This is a genomic window from Pseudomonas sp. 31 R 17, assembly GCF_900004915.1.
In the GTDB taxonomy this organism is placed as follows: Bacteria; Pseudomonadota; Gammaproteobacteria; order Pseudomonadales; family Pseudomonadaceae; genus Aquipseudomonas; species Aquipseudomonas orientalis_A.
The window spans coordinates 48469-66368 of sequence record NZ_CVTN01000052.1 but is presented as its reverse complement, the minus strand read 5'-3'; the positions used below and the strand labels follow the sequence as shown (position 1 = coordinate 66368).

The 17900-nt window shown below is 61.4% G+C and carries 12 protein-coding genes; 9 read left to right on the top strand and 3 right to left on the bottom strand.

Going from position 1 to position 17900, the window contains the following annotated elements; all coding sequences use genetic code 11:
- Nucleotides 1–762 precede the first annotated feature (762 nt).
- Entirely contained in the window at nt 763–1710 is a 948-nt protein-coding gene (locus BFP89_RS06080) for a sensor domain-containing diguanylate cyclase (protein ID WP_256097324.1), read from the bottom strand.
- Between the two features lie 394 nt (nt 1711–2104).
- On the opposite strand from BFP89_RS06080, the gene BFP89_RS06075 reads away from it, so the two are divergent.
- The 5 genes from BFP89_RS06075 (at nt 2105) to BFP89_RS06055 (ending at nt 10233) form a co-directional block, all read left to right on the top strand.
- Complete coding sequence (locus tag BFP89_RS06075; RefSeq protein ID WP_065884624.1) at nt 2105–3397, top strand: MFS transporter; 1293 nt, start codon at nt 2105–2107, stop codon at nt 3395–3397.
- Nucleotides 3398–3640: 243 nt separating this feature from the next.
- Nucleotides 3641–4882 carry a multidrug efflux RND transporter periplasmic adaptor subunit MexE gene (mexE, locus tag BFP89_RS06070; protein ID WP_065884626.1) on the top strand — a complete coding sequence of 414 codons (1242 nt, stop codon included), beginning with the start codon at nt 3641–3643 and terminating at the stop codon, nt 4880–4882.
- A gap of 15 nt (nt 4883–4897) precedes the next feature.
- Nucleotides 4898–8077, top strand: coding sequence for an efflux RND transporter permease subunit (locus tag BFP89_RS06065; protein WP_065884623.1), 3180 nt, complete (start codon nt 4898–4900; stop codon nt 8075–8077).
- Nucleotides 8074–9489, top strand: coding sequence for an efflux transporter outer membrane subunit (locus BFP89_RS06060; protein ID WP_065884622.1), 1416 nt, complete (start codon nt 8074–8076; stop codon nt 9487–9489). The genes BFP89_RS06065 and BFP89_RS06060 overlap by 4 nt, the downstream gene beginning before the upstream one ends.
- 219 nt (nt 9490–9708) lie before the next feature.
- Nucleotides 9709–10233, top strand: a complete 525-nt coding sequence (locus BFP89_RS06055) for a hypothetical protein (protein WP_065884621.1) — start codon at nt 9709–9711, stop codon at nt 10231–10233.
- A 716-nt stretch (nt 10234–10949) separates the two neighbouring features.
- On the opposite strand, the gene BFP89_RS06050 is transcribed toward BFP89_RS06055, so the two are convergent.
- Nucleotides 10950–11975: an AraC family transcriptional regulator gene (locus BFP89_RS06050; RefSeq protein WP_065884620.1), complete on the bottom strand. Its 1026-nt coding sequence runs from the start codon at nt 11973–11975 to the stop codon at nt 10950–10952.
- 168 nt (nt 11976–12143) lie between these two features.
- Between BFP89_RS06050 and efeU the strand changes: the two genes are divergently transcribed.
- The 4 genes from efeU to efeO (BFP89_RS06030) are packed head-to-tail and all read left to right on the top strand — an operon-like array spanning nt 12144 to nt 16365.
- Nucleotides 12144–12989, top strand: a complete 846-nt coding sequence (gene efeU / locus BFP89_RS06045) for an iron uptake transporter permease EfeU (RefSeq protein WP_065884619.1) — start codon at nt 12144–12146, stop codon at nt 12987–12989.
- A gap of 10 nt (nt 12990–12999) precedes the next feature.
- The gene (gene efeO / locus BFP89_RS06040) at nt 13000–14202 is read left to right on the top strand and encodes an iron uptake system protein EfeO (protein WP_065884618.1); all 1203 of its coding nucleotides are present in this window, start codon (nt 13000–13002) and stop codon (nt 14200–14202) included.
- A gap of 13 nt (nt 14203–14215) precedes the next feature.
- On the top strand, nt 14216–15520 hold the full coding sequence (gene efeB / locus BFP89_RS06035; RefSeq protein WP_065884617.1) for an iron uptake transporter deferrochelatase/peroxidase subunit: 1305 nt from the start codon (nt 14216–14218) through the stop codon (nt 15518–15520).
- 26 nt (nt 15521–15546) lie between these two features.
- Complete coding sequence (gene efeO, locus BFP89_RS06030) at nt 15547–16365, top strand: iron uptake system protein EfeO (protein WP_065884616.1); 819 nt, start codon at nt 15547–15549, stop codon at nt 16363–16365.
- An 86-nt stretch (nt 16366–16451) separates the two neighbouring features.
- On the opposite strand, the gene pssA is transcribed toward efeO (BFP89_RS06030), so the two are convergent.
- Nucleotides 16452–17795 carry a CDP-diacylglycerol--serine O-phosphatidyltransferase gene (gene pssA, locus BFP89_RS06025; RefSeq protein ID WP_065884615.1) on the bottom strand — a complete coding sequence of 448 codons (1344 nt, stop codon included), beginning with the start codon at nt 17793–17795 and terminating at the stop codon, nt 16452–16454.
- Between the last annotated feature and the right edge of the window lie 105 nt (nt 17796–17900).

The window sequence follows — 17900 nt, the reverse complement described above, 5'->3', positions numbered from 1 at the left end:
GCGTTTTGCTTACTTTTGCGCTTTTCAAAAGTGAGCCGCTGTAAAAGCGGAACCTATAGCAGCCGTTACCGCAGAAACGGATATGTACTCGATCCGATCCAACATCCTGGCCAGCCCAGAGGCCGCCATCGGGGGCAAGCCCCCTCCCACATTTGGACCGGGATCGACTCAACATCCTGGTCGGCTCTGAGGCCGCCATCGGGAGCAAGCCCCCTCCCACATTTTGGCCAGGATCGACACAAAATCCCGGTCGGCTCCAAGGCCGCCGCGCTTTTGCTTTTGATCTCAGGCGCCCCGTTAAACCACGCTGGCCGAACGCAGGCTTGAATCCGTGGGCAACCCGGCAGGACGCCGGGTTAGCCGCACTGGGCCATGGATGGCCCATTGCGGCGGCCCACGGATTCAAGCCGGAGAGAGGGCACACCGAGCATGAGCGAGGTGCCGAGTGGTGGGGCAAGAGCCCTTTGGTTACTTTGGGGCTTTTCCAAAGTGACCCGCCGTCAGGGCGGAACCCTAAGTGGCCGTGACCGAAGAAACGGATATGTACCCGGTCCAATCCAACATCCTGGTCGATCCTGAGGCCGTCATCGGGAGCAAGCCCCCTCCCACAGTTGGACCGGGATCGACTCAACATCCTGGTCGGCTCTGAGGCCATCATCGGGGGCAAGCCCCCTCCCACATTTGGATTTGTGGGGTATCAGTAAGATAGTCGTAGGCGGCCAGGCCCAACGGGGGAGCAAGCTCGGCGTCTCGCCAAGATACCTATGTCCCGATAGCCGAAACACACCGCATCGGACAAAACGCCAAACGGTTACCCCCAGCCTTTTTCGACAGATACATCGCCTGGTCCGCCTTGCTGATCAGCCCATCGATCTGCGCCCCATGCTCCGGATAAAACGCCACGCCGATACTCGCGGCAATCTCCACCGTCTGCGTGCCAATCAAAATCGGCGCATTGGCCGCCTGCAACATTCTCTGGAGCAAAGGTTCGCTGTCTTGCGCAGCCTGCAACCCCACCAGCCCGGCCACAAACTCATCGCCACCGAGCCGCGCCAGGGTATCGCCTTCACGCAACGTCGCGTTGATCCGCGCCGCGACAATCTGCAACACCCGATCGCCCCAATCATGGCCGTAACTGTCGTTAAGCGCCTTGAACCCATCAAGGTCAATGAACGCGATCGCCACCTTGTGCTGGTCAACCTTCGCCTTGCCCAACGCCTGGCGCATCCGCTCGGCCAACAGCAACCGATTGGGCAACTGGGTGAGCGCGTCATACCGGGCATCACGTTCCAGCAACTGCAGGCGCTGCTTCATCTGCGTCATGTCGCTGAACAGTGCCACATAGTGCTGGACGTTCCCGTGACGGTCATGCACCGCGCTGACGCTGATCCGCGAAGTCATCTGCCGTCCATCCCTGTGGCTGCTCTGGATCTCACCGGACCAGTGCCCGTGGAAGTCCAGCGCGTTCTTCATCGGCGCATAAAACGTCGCCAACCGACGCACCATGGGATGGGCATTCAACGCTCGCCCCAGCACTTCATCCCGCCCGTAACCGGTGAGCCGGCTGAAGGCCTCGTTCACGGCGATGACGCGGCCGAACGGGTCGACCAGGATGATGCCGTCGCGGGCGTGGCTGAACACGGTGGCGGCCAACTCCGGGCACAGGGTACTGAGGCGACGATCAAGGGCGGCCACATCGCGGATGGCCATAGAGGATCGGGAGTCGAAGCCTCGCCGGGCCAAATGGGCGGCCAGGAAAGACAGCGACTTATGCAGTCGGGTCAGTGCCTTCGTAGTGAGCGCGCAATTAAGGCAGTGACGACGGATGAAGGTGCGCAGGTTCATGGCGGGACGCGGTGCTCGTTGCAGCGGTGGAGTTGAGTGCAGGGATTATCAAGACGCGGGCCTGCCGGGGTCTTTGCTCGACCGGACGCAAGCTTTGCGGGAGGGGATGGATGGAAAAATTTTCTTGCGCTTTATGCAATCAACCCTGCGACCTAACGTCGCAGCAAACAGCCCTTGGAAAATCATGCGCAAGCCGTAGAATCCCGCGCTCGTTTGCAGGCGACCGCCTGTTTCGCCGTTCGATTTTCCAGAGGTCTTTATGTCTGCGCGTTTGCTGGCCATGGCGCTGGCGCCCTTGCTGGGGCTGTTCATTGTTGCGCTGGGCAACGGCTTTCTTTCATCCCTGACGACCCTTCGACTCGACGCAGCCGGCGCATCGGCCACGATGATCGGGATCGTGTCATCGGCCTACTTCATCGGCCTGACGCTGGGCGCCGTCTTCAATGACCGGCTGATTCTGCGCATCGGGCATATCCGCGCCTACGGCAGCTTTGCCTCGCTGATCGCGGTGACCATCCTGCTGCAGGGCTTGTTCTATGACACCTGGGGTTGGTTCGTGCTGCGCCTGGTCAACGGCTGGGCCACGGTCGGGGTGTTTCTGGTGATCGAAAGCTGGCTGCTGCTGGCCGGCGACGCCAAGATTCGCGGGCGCTTGCTCGCGCTGTACATGATCGTGCTGTATGGCGCAGGCGTACTGGGCCAGGCGGCGCTGGGCAGGATCGCCGGCCTGAGCGAGAGCGCACCGTTCATGGTGGCCGGCATGCTCGCGTCGTTGTCGGTATTGCCGATTGTGATCCTGCCCCGGGTATCGCCCCTGCTGGATCAGGTTGAACCGCTCAAGCCACGGCAACTGCTGGGCGTGACGCCGACCGGGCTGGTCGGGTGCTTCGGCTCGGGGGTCAGCATCGCGGCGATCTACACCTTGCTGCCGCTGTACCTGCAACGCGCCGGCCTGAACGTTGGCGACGTCGGCAGCATGATGGCCTGGACGATCCTCGGCGCCATGCTGTTGCAATACCCGGTCGGACGCTGGTCCGACCACAAGGATCGCTTGCAGGTGCTGACCATCTTGGCGGTGGCCTGCACCCTGTTGTCCCTGCTGATCGTACTGCTGCCCCTGTCGTCGATGCTGCTTGCGGTGCTGCTGTTCCTGCTCGGCGGCGCGGTGTTCGCGCTGTACCCGGTCGCCGTCAGCCATGCCGCCGACCGCGCGCCTGCCGACGCGTTGGTACCGATGATCCAGGGCCTGTTGCTGATCAACTCGCTGGGCTCGGCCATCAGTCCGATGATGATCTCGCCGGTGATGAATTCGTTCGGCGCCAACGGCCTGTTCTGGGTATTTGCGCTGGTGAACCTGTGCATGGTCACCTTCTTCCTGTGGCGACGCGGCAAGCGCCCCGTTCCGGCCAACCCCGCGCCGTTTGCGGCAGCGGCAACGTTCTCGCCGACGGGCGCTGAACTGCGGGTCACCGAGGATCTGCGCCAGGCGGTGCAGGAACACCCACCCATGATGGATGCATTGAGCGGTGAGCCCGCTCAGCCTCAGCCGTAAAAGTCATCCGATTGTCCCGGCCTGAGTGGCCGGGACACTACCGGTGAGTTTAGATACGTCAGCAACAACAGTGTTTTGTCATCACGCACATTGATAGCTCCCTAACTAAAACTGCAGACTGGGGGGCTGTCCGCAGCGCTTATATCATTCCGAATGATAGTCACCTTTGCTTCATTCGATTCGTGACATACCGCCTCCCCGCGCATGATCCGCCCATCTCAAATACATTGGCGGATGCACCTCATGGAACAGTCACTCAAACATTTGCGCTTGCCCCTGGCGATATTGGCCGTGGTGGTGATGAGCGCGTGCGGCAAGTCCCCGGACCAAGCGGCCGCCATGCCTGCCGCCAAGGTCAGCGTGGCCAAGGTGCTGGAACAGCCGGTCAACGAGTGGGATGAATTCACCGGGCGCCTGGAAGCCCCGGAAACCGTACAGATTCGCCCACGGGTTTCTGGCCAGATTGACCAAGTCGCTTTCACCGAAGGCGCTTTGGTCAAGAAAGGCGACCTGCTGTTCCAGATCGACCCGCGCCCGTTCCAGGCCGAAGTGCGCCGTCTTGAAGCGCAGCTCGCGCAGACCAAGGCCGCCGCCACCCGCAGTGATAACGAAGCACAACGCGGCGAACGCCTGCGCCAGAGCAATGCGATCTCCGCCGAACTCGCCGACTCGCGCGCCACCGCCGCCCAGGAAGCCCGCGCCGCCATGGCCGGGATCCAGGCGCAGTTGGACCTGGCCAAGTTGAACCTGAGCTTTACCCGCGTCACCTCGCCCATCAGCGGCCGCGTCAGCCGTGCCGAAATCACCGCCGGCAACCTGGTGACCGCCGACACCACCGCGCTGACCAGCGTGGTGTCCACCGACAAGGTCTACGCCTACTTCGACGCCGATGAGCGTGTGTTCCTCAAGTACACCGAGCTGGCCCGCCAAGGCCGTCGGGGCGCGACCACGCCGGTGTACCTGGGTCTGTCGAACGAAACCGGCAACCCGCACCTGGGCCAGATGAACTTCGTCGACAACCAGGTCAACCCGGCCACCGGCACCATCCGTGGCCGCGCGGTGTTCGATAACAGCAAGGGCGAATACACCCCTGGCCTGTATGCACGCCTGAAGCTGGTCGGCAGCGGCACCTACTCCGCCGTGCTGATCAACGACGAAGCCGTGGGCACCGACCTGGGCAAGAAGTTCGTGCTGGTGATGGAAGGCGACAAGCCGGCCTATCGCGCCGTGGAACTGGGTCCGAAGATCGAAGGCTTGCGCATCGTGCGCAGCGGTTTGAACAAGGACGACACCATTATCGTCAAGGGCCTGCAGCGCGTGCGGCCGGGCTCGCCGGTGGCGCCGGAAACCATTCCGATGGCCAGCCAGGAAACCCTCGCCGCCCTGGCCCAACAACGACAAGCGCTTGAAGCCAGCAACCTGGAGCAGGTGGCGCCGGAAAAACCCGCGCCCAAGCTTGCCAGCAGCGCGACTCCACGCGGTTAAGGGATACGACTCAAGATGAATTTTTCCAAGTTCTTCATATCGCGGCCGATCTTCGCAGCGGTGCTGTCGCTGTTGATCCTGATCGCCGGCGCCATCTCGCTGTTCCAGCTGCCGATCAGTGAATACCCGGAAGTGGTGCCGCCGACCGTGGTGGTACGCGCCAACTTCCCGGGTGCGAACCCCAAAGTCATCGGCGAAACCGTGGCGGCGCCGCTGGAGCAAGCCATTACCGGCGTCGAGAACATGCTGTACATGTCCTCGCAGTCGACCGCCGACGGCAAGCTGACCCTGACCATCACCTTCGCCCTGGGCACTGACCTGGACAACGCGCAGGTGCAGGTACAAAACCGGGTGACGCGCACTCAGCCAAAACTGCCCGAGGAAGTGACACGCATCGGTATCACCGTGGACAAGGCCTCTCCCGACCTGACCATGGTGGTGCACTTGACCTCCCCGGATCAGCGTTACGACATGCTGTACCTGTCCAACTACGCGATCCTCAATATCAAGGATGAGCTGGCCCGCCTGGGCGGCGTCGGCGACGTGCAGTTGTTCGGCATGGGCGACTATTCCCTGCGCGTGTGGCTGGACCCGAACAAGACCGCTTCGCGCAACCTGACCGCGACCGATGTGGTCACGGCGATTCGCGAGCAGAACCGTCAAGTGGCCGCCGGTGCCCTGGGCGCGCAGCCTGCGCCGAGTGCCACCAGCTTCCAGTTGTCGGTCAATACCCAAGGCCGCCTGGTCACCGAGGAAGAGTTCGAGAACATTGTGATTCGCGCCGGCGCCAACGGTGAAATCACGCGGCTCAAGGACATCGCTCGGGTCGAGTTGGGCTCCAGCCAATACGCGCTGCGCTCGTTGATCGATAACCAGCCGGCCGTGGCGATTCCGATTTTCCAGCGACCCGGTTCCAACGCCATCGACATCTCCAACGATGTACGCGCGAAAATGGCCGAGCTGAAAAAGAGCTTTCCGGCGGGGATGGACTACCGCATCGCCTATGACCCGACGATCTTTGTGCGCGGCTCCATCGAAGCGGTGGTGCATACCCTGTTCGAAGCACTGATCCTGGTCGTGCTGGTGGTGATCCTGTTCCTGCAGACCTGGCGCGCCTCGATCATTCCCCTGGTGGCGGTGCCGGTCTCCCTGATCGGTACGTTTGCGGTGATGCACCTGTTCGGCTTCTCGCTCAACGCGCTGTCCCTGTTCGGCCTGGTACTGGCCATCGGGATCGTGGTGGACGACGCCATCGTAGTGGTGGAGAACGTCGAGCGTAATATCGAGCTGGGCCTGGAGCCGTTCCCGGCCACTGAAAAGGCCATGAGCGAAGTGACCGGCCCGATCATCGCCACGGCGCTGGTGCTGTGCGCGGTGTTCATCCCGGCCGCCTTTATCAGCGGCTTGACCGGACAGTTCTACAAACAGTTCGCCTTGACCATTGCCATCTCGACAGTGATCTCGGCGTTCAACTCGCTGACGCTGTCCCCTGCCCTGGCCGCCGTGTTGCTGCGGGCCCACGATGCGCCGAAGGATCGTTTCTCCAGGTTCCTCGACAAGATTTTCGGCGGCTGGTTGTTCCGTCCGTTCAACCGCTTCTTCGAAAAGGCCAGCCATGGCTACGTGGGGACCGTTCGCCGGGTGATTCGCGGCAGCGGCATTGCCCTGTTCGTGTACGCCGGCCTGATGGTGCTGACGTTCTTCGGTTTTGCCCACACCCCGACCGGTTTCGTCCCGGCCCAGGACAAGCAATACCTGGTGGCCTTCGCCCAACTGCCCGATGCCGCGAGCCTTGATCGCACCGAAAGCGTGATGAAGCGCATGTCGGAGATCGCCCTGAAACAACCTGGCGTGGAAGCCGCGATTGCCTTCCCCGGCCTGTCGATCAACGGTTTCACCAACAGCCCCAACAGCGGCATCGTGTTCGTGACCTTGAAACCCTTCGACGAGCGTAAGGACGCGAGCATGTCCGCCGGTGCGATTGCCGGTGCACTGAACGGTCAATACGCCAATATCGAAGAAGCCTACATGGCGATCTTCCCGCCGCCGCCGGTACAAGGCCTGGGCACCATCGGCGGGTTCCGCCTGCAGATCGAAGACCGTGGCAACCTCGGCTATGACGAGCTGTACAAAGAAGTGCAGAACATCATCGCCAAGAGCCACAACGTGCCCGAGCTGTTCGGCCTGTTCACCAGCTACACGGTGAACGTGCCGCAAGTCGACGCGGCCATCGACCGTGAAAAGGCCAAGACCCATGGCGTGGCGATCAGCGACATCTTCGACACGCTGCAGGTCTACCTGGGCTCGTTGTATGCCAACGACTTCAACCGCTTCGGACGTACCTATCAGGTCAACGTGCAGGCCGAGCAGCAGTTCCGCCAGGACGCCGACCAGATCGGCCAGTTGAAAGTGCGCAACAACAAGGGCGAGATGATCCCGCTGGCGACCTTTATCAAGGTCAGCGACACCTCGGGCCCCGACCGCGTGATGCACTACAACGGCTTTATCACCGCTGAAATCAACGGCAACGCCGCACCGGGCTACAGCTCCGGCCAGGCCCAGATAGCCATTGAAAAGCTGTTGAAAGATGAACTGCCCAACGGCATGACCTATGAGTGGACCGACCTGACCTATCAGCAAATCCTCTCGGGCAATACCGCGCTGTTCGTGTTCCCGCTCTGCGTACTGCTGGCGTTCCTGGTACTGGCCGCCCAATACGAAAGCTGGAGCCTGCCGCTGGCGGTGATCCTGATCGTACCGATGACACTGCTGTCGGCCATCACCGGGGTGATTCTCTCGGGCAGCGACAACAACATCTTCACCCAGATCGGCCTGATCGTACTGGTGGGCCTGGCCTGCAAGAACGCGATCCTGATCGTCGAGTTTGCCAAGGATAAACAGCAGGAAGGCCTCGACCCGCTGGCGGCGGTACTGGAAGCCTGCCGCCTGCGTCTGCGGCCGATCCTGATGACTTCCTTCGCCTTCATCATGGGTGTGGTGCCGCTGGTGCTGTCCAGCGGTGCCGGTGCCGAGATGCGCCATGCCATGGGTGTGGCGGTGTTCTCCGGGATGATCGGGGTGACCTTCTTCGGTCTGTTGCTGACGCCCGTGTTCTACGTACTGATCCGGCGTTATGTGGAGCGCCAGGAAGCGCGCAAAGCGGCCAAGGCCTTGAAGCTGGAGACACAGCAATGAGTGTGAAAATATTCCTGCCGAGCCTGCTGGTACTGGCGCTCGCCGCCTGTGCCGTAGGCCCGGACTACAAGACCCAACAGCTGGAGGCGGCCAATATCACGGCCGCCGCCGACAGCAAAAGCTACGACCACGCCAAATACGAAGGCATCTGGTGGCAGCAGTTCGAAGACCCGACGCTTAACCAGCTGGTGACCCAGTCGTTGAGCGGCAACCGTGATTTACGCGTAGCGTTTGCCCGCCTGCGGGCGGCACGTGCGATTCGCGATGACGCGGCCAACGACATCATGCCGGTGGTCACCTCCCGCGCCAGCAGTGAAGTGGGCAAAGGCCAGATTCCGGGCCAGACCACCAAGCGTGTCAACAGCGAGCGCTATGACCTGGGCCTGGACATGGCCTGGGAAGTCGACCTGTTCGGGCGCATCCGCCGCAACCTGGAAGCCAGCGACGCCGACCAGCAAGTGGCCGAAGCCGACCTGTACCAACTGCAAGTCACCATGATTGCCGAACTGGTGGACGCCTACGGCCAACTGCGCGGTGCGCAACTGCGAGAACGCATCGCCCTGGACAACCTGAAGAACCAGCAGGACTCGCGCGCCATCACCATGAGCCTGCGCGATGCCGGTGTGGGTGATCAGCTTGACGTGGAACGTGCCGATGCGCGCCTGGCAGCGGTGGAAGCCAGCGTGCCGCAACTGCAGGCCGAGCAAGTGCGCGAGCGTAACCGCATCGCCACCCTCCTCGGCCAGCGCCCGGACAAACTGAGCGTGGACCTGAGCCCCAAAGACCTGCCGGCGATTGCCAAGGCATTACCGATCGGCGATCCGGGGCAACTGCTGCAACGACGCCCGGACATTCTCAGCGCCGAACGCAAACTGGCCGCCGCCACCGCGCGGATCGGCGTGGCCAAGGCCGATCTGTTTCCACGGGTCAGCCTCAGCGGCTTCCTCGGCTTCACCGCCGGGCGCGGCTCGCAGATCGGTTCGGCCGCCGCGAATGCCTGGTCCCTGGGCCCGAGCATCACCTGGGCCGCATTCGACCTGGGCAGCGTGCGCGCCCGTTTGCGCGGTGCGAATGCCGAAGCCGAAGGCGCCCTGGCAACCTATGAGCAGCAAGTGCTGCTGGCCCTGGAAGAATCCGAAAACGCTTTCAGCGACTACGGCAAGCGCCAGCAACGCCTGGTCTCGCTGATCCGCCAAAGCGAATCCAGCCGCGCCGCCGCCGACCTCGCGGCGATCCGCTACCGCGAAGGCACCGTGGACTTCCTGGTGTTGCTCGACGCCCAGCGCGAACGCCTGGCCGCCGAAGACGCCCAGGCCCAGGCCGAAGTGGACCTGTATCGCGGCATAGTGGCGATCTACAAAGCGTTGGGTGGTGGCTGGCAGCCGGACACGGTGGTCGCCGGCAACAAGTGATGTAAAGAGCTCCTTTGGTTGGTCGCATCCAGCCAATTTTTAGCCCTGCGATCCATTCGGTCGCGGGGCTTTTTTTTACCCGGTTATCAGTGAGCCAAACGGTTTCCGCCTGTTGGTAATCCTTATCTGTCAGACACTTCCCAAATTTCCAAATGACTTAAATATCACTCAAAAGAGGTCGATAACGGGACGTACCCTTCATCCTATAAGGAGACGAACATGGACATGAGAGTGACAATACCTAATGTACTTTCCAAACAGACGGATGCGGTCGTCATCAAGAACCCGGAAAAGGTCACGAATGCGTTCACCATTACGGAGGAGTCAAACGCCGTTGACGAACTGCGAATGTGGCAGCAAGACGAACTGGCGGATTTGAAAGCGTTTTTGAAGAAGTATGATATGACGTCTATCAGCACCGATGAGCTTAAGCAGGTGGGGCGGCGGTTGTTCGATAGTAAAGTAATCGATGAGCAGGCTTTCCTGATTTTCATATCCGGAGATGGCGCCTCTGACGCCACCGGCCGACAAACGAACACGCATGTGAAATTCAATGCAATTGCGCTGTTTGACGAAAAGCTGGAGGGCTACCTTGCATTTGTAAAAAGCAACCCGGACGTAGGGCGCTCACAGGGCATTCCGGAATATATACAGGGCATGTTTGACGCCAATCGTGCCATTAATGCCCTGGCGTATTTCGCAAACTCGTCAAAACATGATTTGTCGGTGGAGGAGCGGGCCTGATGATGAAGCATCAGGAAGGTAGCAGCGTGCCAGCGCTCTGACACACTGCTATCACTGCCGCCTAGCGTCCGTATCTGACAGTTCCTGAAAAGACCTTCGAGCCGGTATCAGGATTGTGCGCCCTGACTCGATATGTACCCAGAGGCCCCAGCCAAGACACACTAGGAGACAAAGGATTGGCCGCAACCTTCGTCCAAGAGGAGCCAACTTCACGCTCGATGGATATCTGGGGCGCTCTTCCCGCACCCGCTGCTGAAATCATTGCCTCAATATTCGCATTAGAACATCCATTACTGCCCGTTATTGCGAACGGCCCATGTACGGTAACTTCAGTTTCCGGCTCTACTATTCCGCTAAAACTCTCCGAGATATTCAAGCACAGTGCCGACGCCTGAACCGAGGCCAGCATCAACGCGGCAAAGGGTAACGCAACGAAACGATTCATAAGTTCACCATCAAGTTATTGATTGGAGACGTCACATATGAAGGTCATCACACCACGCTTTACTGGGTATCCAGCAAACCCTCACAGTTAACAACGCGACCCGTACGGCCTGAATCGTCCGACTTCACCCATCTACCGAGTAGGATCACGGTTAAAACTGTGCACGATTTTTTATTCCGGATATGCCAGCCGCTTCCTAAAAACAATAAGGAAGGTTCTGTCATACCCAAGTGAAAGAAACTGTAAGTTGCTTCCTAGTCCCGCACCGGCGCTACATTCCAGGCGTTATCTCATTCAGAATCAAACTCCGATAATGCCCCGGATTCGACCCCGACCATTTACGGAACGCCTTATAGAAAGAACTGGCATCGGCAAACCCCAGTCGCTCGGCAATCTCGGCAAAGCTGATCTGCGGCTCCGCCAGCCATACAACTGCCAGCTCCTTGCGCACGCTGTCCTTGAGGCCCTGATAAGTCTGCCCTTCTTCCGCCAGGCGGCGGCGCAAGGTGGAGGCGGAGATGCACAAGGTGGCTGCCAGGCCCTCCGTTTCCGGCCAGGTGTCGGGAGGCATCTGCCGAAGGTCGTGCTTGATGCGCGTGGCGAGGCTTTCGGGATCGCGGTATTTGACCAGGATGTTAGCCGGCGCATGGGCGAGAAAACGTTGGAGCTCCTGCGGACTGCGCTTGATCGGCAGGTCCAGGCAGTCGGCGGAAAAGATCATGCGGGTACGTGGGCGATTAAAACGCAGGTTGTCGGAAAACATCACCTGGTAATCATCACAAAAATCCGGACGGGCGCAGCGCAGTTCGATGGCCAGGATCGGAATGCGCCGCCCGGCCAGCCAGCAGGCAACGCCGTGCACGATCATCCAATAGGTGAAATAGGTGAACGCGCGCTTGGGCTCAGGCTCGGGTTCAAGCAGAACGATCTCCGCCAGGCTCTGTTGACGCACCAACTGGGCAGGCATGCGCTCGAGCATCAGCGACAGAAAACCCAACCCGGTTTCCAGGCCGGCCATCAGGCTCGGTTGTGCCATGGCGGCGCGACACAGAAACGCCAGGCTGCCGCTTTTGAGCTTGCGCGGGTCCATGCCAAAAAACTCGTCATCCCTGCGCCGCGCCAGCAAACGCCACAGGCGCGCATAGGCCGTGGCCGGGACACGGGCATTGGGCTGCTCAAGCAACGCAGGATCAATCCCGACTTTGCTCAATGCCTCGACAGTGGCCGCACCAGGCGCACAGCTTTGCAGCAAGGCTTCGCGCACAAGGTGGATGGAGATGGTGTCTTTTTCCGACATGGGATGTTGAGTTGTCCGACTGCAAACCAGGTGGCCTGCATCATAAGGGCGGTTGCGCTTCGCCACCACCGTTCAGCCGAGGTTCAGCAAAGGTCAATATTTCTTGTTTAGCAATGAGTATCATTATGTTACAACTTAGCTTCCTATCTAGTTACGCCGTGGTGCCCGATGCTCGTTCCTTTTTTAATCATGCTGCGCGAAGGCATTGAGGCGGCGTTGATCGTTGGCATCATCGCCAGTTACCTGCAACAGACCGGGCGCGGCCAGTGGATGCCTGCCGTGTGGATCGGTGTATTTCTCGCTGCTGCCCTGTCTTTGCTGGTGGGCGGTGGGCTGGAACTGGTCAGCGCCGAATTCCCGCAGAAACAGCAGGAATTGTTCGAAGGCATCGTCGGACTGGTCGCGGTGGGCATCCTCAGTTCCATGGTGTTCTGGATGCGCAAGGTGGCGCGCTCCATCAAGCATTCGCTGCATGAGTCCCTTGACCATGCCTTGGCTGGCTCCCGGCATCAAGTGTTTGCGCTGATCGCCATGGTGTTTTTCGCGGTGGCGCGCGAAGGCCTGGAAACGGTGTTCTTTCTGCTCGCCGTGTTCCAGCAGAGCGAAGGCCCCGGCGCGCCGATGGGTGCCCTGCTCGGCCTGATCCTCGCAATTGTCGTGGGCTTTTTGATCTATTCCGGCAGCATGCGCCTGAACCTCGGCGCGTTTTTCCGCTGGACCGGGCTGTTCATTCTCGTGGTGGCGGCCGGCATTCTCGCCAACTCGGTGCAGGCCCTGCATGAAGCGGGCGTGTGGAATCACCTGCAAACCGTGCTGTTCGATTTCAGCGCCGCGCTGCCGATGGACAGCCCGCTCGGCTCAGTGCTCGCCGGTATGTTCGGCTATCAGGAAGCACCGACCGTCAGCACGCTCGGCGCTTATCTGATCTACCTGGTGGTGGCGCTGGTGATGTTCTTCCTGCCCGCGCCGTCCGCCAAGCCTGTCACGCCCACTTCTTCCGTCTCCAGCCAGTAAGGACCGTCCCTTGTCCAGCCCAACTCCTCAACCGGCCCCGCCGTCCCGCGCGCTGCGCTGGGCCCTGGCCGGCTCAGTGGTCGTGATGATCGCCGCCGGCGGCCTGTTCTATTACGCCTCGCAGCTGGCCGCCGGCAAGCGCCAGGCCAACCACAATGAAATCGCGGTGACCATCCACGGCCACGCCTGCGAGCCCAACGCTCTGACGGTGCCGGCTGGACGAGCGAGCTTTCGCATCATCAACCGCTCCGATCGCGCGGTGGAATGGGAAATCCTCGACGGCGTGCTGGTCGTCGAAGAGCGGGAGAATATCGCCCCAGGCTTGAGCCAGGTGATCAACGCCAACCTGCTGCCCGGCGACTACGCCATCACGTGCGGCCTGCTGAGTAACCCGCGCGGCACCTTGCATGTGACGCCCACGGCTGAATCCGAAGCCCAGGCCAAGGCCAAGCCGTCGATGGTGGCGTTTATCGGGCCGCTGTCGGAGTTCCGCGTGTACCTGAGCGGCCAAGGCAGTGCACTGGTCAAGGCTGTGACGGCGTTGCAGCAGGCGATTGCTGCGGGCGACCTCGCCCAGGCCCAGGCCTTGTACGTACCGGCCCGCGAGGCCTACCAACGCCTGGCGCCGGCCTCGCAACGTTTGGCCGAGCTGGACAACGCCATCAACGCCCGCGCCGACTATTTCGAAAAGCGCGAGCAGGACCCGGCCTTCAGCGGCTTCCACCGCCTGGAATACAGCCTGTTCCAGCAGCGCAGCCTCGATGGCCTGGCGCCCGTTGCGCAGCGTTTGGTCGACGACGTCACCACGCTCAAGCAACAGTTGCTCGCGCAATCGCTGCCGCCGGAGCAACTGGTGAGCATTGTGGTGCGCAACCTCAACAGCCTCGCCGATGTCCGTGCCGCCAGCGGTGAAGAAGAACGCTACAGCCATATCGACCTCAATGGTTTCGCCGCCAACCTGCAGGTGGCGCACAAAGTGGTCGACCTGATGCGCCCACTGTTGACCCAGTCGGCGGCCGACCTGCTGCCGACCATCGACAGCGCACTGGCGCAATTGGATGCCGAACTGGCCGGTTTCAAAGTCGGCAGCCGCTACAGCACGTACGACAGCGTCACGGCCGATCAGCGCAAGCAGATCGCCGACAAGGCCAAGGCACTGGCCGCCGCACTCGATGGAATCGACCCCGCCCTCGGCCTTTCCGGCCTGCAGTGAGACGAACGCACACATGAGTGATCCACAACAATTCAACCTTCAGCGTCGCCGTGTCCTGCTCGGCATGGCGGCCACCGGCGCAGCCATTGCGGGCAGCACCCTGACCTGCCCGGCCATGGCTGCGGCCGCCGAACAAGTCACCACCGCGCCGCGCAGCGACAAGACCCAGGACCACCACGCGTTCTTCGGCCGGCACCAGAGCGGTATCGTCACCCCGCGCCCGGCCTGCGGCATGGTGGTGGCATTCGATGTGCTCGCCAGCGACCGCGAAGACCTGGAACGTCTGTTTCGCACCTTGAACGAGCGCATCGCGTTCCTGATGAGCGGCGGCACCGTGCCGCAGGTCGACCCGAAACTGCCGCCCACCGACTCCGGCATCCTCGGCCCGGTGGTCACCCCGGATAACCTGACCATCACGGTTTCCGTCGGCGAGTCGTTGTTCGATGAGCGCTTCGGCCTCGCTGCGGCCAAACCCAAGCGCCTGATTCGCATGGTCGGCTTTCCCAACGATGCGCTGGAGCCGGCACAGTGTCACGGCGACCTGAGCCTGCAGTTCAGCTCAAATACACCGGACACCAATATCCACGCCCTGCGCGACATCGTGAAGAACCTGCCGGACCTGTTGCTGGTGCGCTGGAAACAGGAAGGCAGCGTACCGCCCCAGGCGCCGGCCAAACCCGGCGAGCCTGCGCAAAGTGCGCGCAACTTCCTGGGCTTTCGTGACGGCTCGGCCAACCCCGACTCCAACGACGCCAAGGCCATGGACCGCATCGTCTGGGTCCAGCCCGGCGGCGACGAACCTGCCTGGGCCGCCCATGGCAGCTACCAGGCGGTGCGCATCATCCGCAACTTCGTCGAACGCTGGGACCGTACCCCGCTGCAGGAACAGGAAAGCATCATTGGCCGCGTCAAACCCACCGGCGCGCCGATGGGGGGCGACAAAGAGTCCCAGGTGCCCGATTACAGCAAGGACCCGGAAGGCAAGTTGACCAAGCTCGATGCGCACATTCGCCTGGCCAACCCGCGCACGCCCCAGACCCAGGCCAACCTGATCCTGCGCCGGCCGTTCAACTACTCCAACGGTGTGAATAAAAACGGTCAGCTGGACATGGGGCTGTTGTTCATCTGCTACCAGGCTGACCTGGAGCAAGGCTTTATCAGCGTGCAAACCCGGCTCAACGGCGAGCCCCTGGAGGAGTACCTCAAGCCGGTCGGCGGCGGCTATTTCTTTACCTTGCCGGGCGTCACGGGCGCTGAGGATTTCATCGGGCGCTCGCTGCTCGCGGCAACGCCCCTTCAAACTACTGCCAACACCTAAAACAAACTCAGAGCGGATACCGTCCCATGAAAAAGTCGACCCTCGCGTTGTCGTTGCTGATCACCCTTTCGCCACTGGCCGCGTTCGCCGCCACGGCACCACTGGACCTGGTAGGGCCGGTGTCCGACTACAAGATCTACGTCACCGAAGAGATCGGTGAACTGGTCACCCAGACCCAGGCCTTCACCGCCGCCGTGAAAAAAGGCGACCTGGCCACCGCGAAAAAACTCTACGCGCCGACCCGGGTGCACTATGAGTCCATCGAGCCGATTGCCGAGCTGTTCAGCGACCTCGACGCCTCCATCGACTCACGGGTCGACGACCACGAAAAAGGCGTAAAGGCTGAAGACTTCACCGGCTTTCACCGCATCGAATACAGCCTGTTTTCCGAGAACACCACCCAGGGTCTCGACGCTCTCACCGACAAGCTCAACAGCGACGTGCTGGACCTCAAGACCCGCGTGGACGGCCTGACCTTCCCACCGGAAAAAGTCGTCGGCGGCGCCGCAGCGCTGCTTGAAGAAGTGGCCGCCACCAAGATTTCCGGCGAAGAAGACCGCTACAGCCACACCGACCTGTATGACTTCCAGGGCAATATCGACGGCGCGAAGAAGATTGTTGACCTGTTTCGTGGCCAGATCGAAAAGCAAGACAAGGCATTCCTGGCCAAGGTCGACAAGAACTTTGCCACCGTGGACAAGATCCTCGCCAAGTACAAGACCCCGGACGGCGGGTTTCAGACCTACGACAAGGTCAAGGATAACGACCGCAAGGCCCTGGTGGGCCCGGTCAATACCCTGGCCGAAGACCTGTCGATGCTGCGCGGCAAGTTGGGCCTGAACTAATCGGGCCTGAGCCAGGCCGCCCGCGCAAAAAAAAACACCCAGGCCCCGTGGGAAGCCTGGGTGTTTTTTTATGGGCCGGGGTGAATTTACAGAATCCGGTACAGCAACCGCTCGATACGCACCCTGCTCACCCGCCGCAGGAACTTGCCCACCGCCGCCGGATAATCCACCAGCGTCTGCAATTGCTGGTAGCCGGCAATGCGCGTGGCGTGCTGGAAAATATGCGCCAGCTCCTGCGCTCGCGGCGCCAGCCATTCGCCCTTGGGGTCGTCGATCAGCAAGGCGTTTTCCAGGTCGAGTCGGAAAGCCCTGGGGTTGAGGTTGTTGCCGGTCAGCAAGGTATAACGCTCGTCGACCCACATGCCCTTGAGGTGGTAGCTGTGCTCACCGTCACGCCACAGGTGCAGGTTCAACTGGCCGCTGTCGATCATCGGCTGGTGGCGCTTGGCAAAGCGACGCAGGCTGATCTCATACAGATAAGGCAAGGCTGCGATCACCTTGAAAGGTTCGCTGGGCGGAATGTAGAAGTCGTTGGCGGTCTTGTCGCCGACGATGATGTCGATCTTCACGCCGCGCGCCAGGGCCCGGTTGATCTCCCGAGTCACCGGCAGCGGCAGGTTGAAATACGGCGTGCAGATCGTCAGTTGCTGCTGGGCGCTGGCGATCAGTTCCAGGATCACCCGGCTGAGCGGGTTGTTCTTGCCCACACCGAGCAGCGGGCTGACCTGCAAGTGCCCGTTGGGCAACTGCCCGGCGCTGGTGTCGTACGTCGCATGCTTGAGGCGGCTGCGCAGGTCACCGATGTCGTTGCGCAGGCTGCGGGTGGTGGGCGGGTTGGGCAGGTCGAGGCGATGCACCGCCTTGGACGCCACCAGGCCATGCTCCACCAGGTGCTGCATGGAATCGGCCAGCGGCTGGCTGTGGATCAGGTGATAACGGTCGAAGCGGTACTTGTCGAACTTGTGCAGGTACACATTGTTCAGGCTGGCGCCGCTGTACAACACCGTGTCGTCGATCACAAAGCCCTTGAGGTGCAATACGCCGAACAATTCGCGGGTTTGCACCGGCACGCCGTACACCGGCACTTCAGTGGCATGGCTCTGGGTCATGGCCTGGTACCAGGCGCTGTTGCCCGGCTGCTTGCCCGCGCCAATCAGCCCACGCTGGGCGCGCAGCCAGTCGACCATCACCACGATGTCCAGCTCCGGCCGTGCGGCCTTGGCGGCGTGCAGTGCGTCGTAGATCTCCTGCCCCGCTTCATCCTGCTGCAAGTACAACGCAACGATGTAGATGCGCCGGGTGGCCTGCGGGATTTTCTCCAGCAGGCAACGCCGATAGGCATCGGCGCCGGACAGCACCTCGATGGCCTCGGTGGACACTGGGAAACCGCGCAGCTTGGGCAACAGGGAGCGTTTGAAGAACGACGGCATAAGGCTCGCAAAGGGTCGAATCCGAAGAGGCCCAAAGCTTACACCATGAAGATGCTCAGGTCTCGTCAGCGCTATCCGAAAAACCCCCTTGACCAAGAAGAACGA